This is a genomic window from Microbacterium sp. P5_E9 (assembly GCF_054049175.1).
In genome coordinates, this window is record NZ_JBFUMV010000053.1 from 1 (window position 1) to 760 (window position 760).

The following is a 760-nucleotide window of genomic DNA, read 5'->3' on the forward strand; positions in this document are numbered from 1 at the left end:
ATGCTGGCGTGGTACCGCGAGGGAATCAATCCCCAGGCACGTCTGCCTTACCTTGCTACCTATCTTGGCCACAAGGACATCAACTCGACGCTGGTCTATCTGACCGTGACGCAGGAGTTACTGCAGCAGGCAAGCGAGCGTTTTCGGGCCTTCGCCGCGCACAGCCTGCACGCCTCGCAGGGAGGCTCCCCATGAAGCCGAACAACCCCTTTCCCAGGCTGCTACATGCGTTCTTCTACGAGCGGCTTGTGCAGCAATGCAACGTCTCGGCTCACACGGTACGTTCGTATCGTGATACATGGCGCCTGTTCCTTCGCTTTGTCGCGGCGCGTCACAAGCGCTCCGTTACGAGCATCACCCTGGCTGAGCTCACGGCCACCGAAGTGGCCGCCTTCTTGCTGCACAGTGAGGTCGAGCGTGGCGTATCGATCGGCACGCGCAACTGTCGACTCGCGGCGCTGCGCAGCTTCTTTCACTTCGTCGCCGAGCGCGAACCGGCGGCAATTGCCCAGTGCGCCGACGTCCTTCACATCCCGACAAAGAAGACCACCAAGCCCGCGCCGTGCTACCTCGAGTCGAGCGAGATTGAGGCCATCCTCGCCCAGCCCGATCGCAAGTGTCTCGAGGGCCAGCGTGACCACGCGTTGCTGTCCTTCCTCTACAACACCGGCGCGCGCATCCAAGAGGCGCTCGACGTTTGTCCGGCAGCGATCCGATTCGACACGCCCTCGTGCGTGCACCTGTTGGGCAAGGGTCGCAA

1 protein-coding gene and 1 pseudogene are annotated in these 760 nt (G+C 62.4%); both read left to right on the top strand.

What is annotated here, in order from left to right; translation table 11 throughout:
- A pseudogene (locus tag ACXJ3V_RS20165) lies at positions 1-195 on the top strand (hypothetical protein); the annotation flags it as partial.
- Positions 192-760: tyrosine-type recombinase/integrase (locus ACXJ3V_RS20170; protein ID WP_457102138.1), on the top strand; the 569-nt coding region annotated here is incomplete at its 3' end. The pseudogene ACXJ3V_RS20165 and the gene ACXJ3V_RS20170, both read left to right, overlap by 4 nt.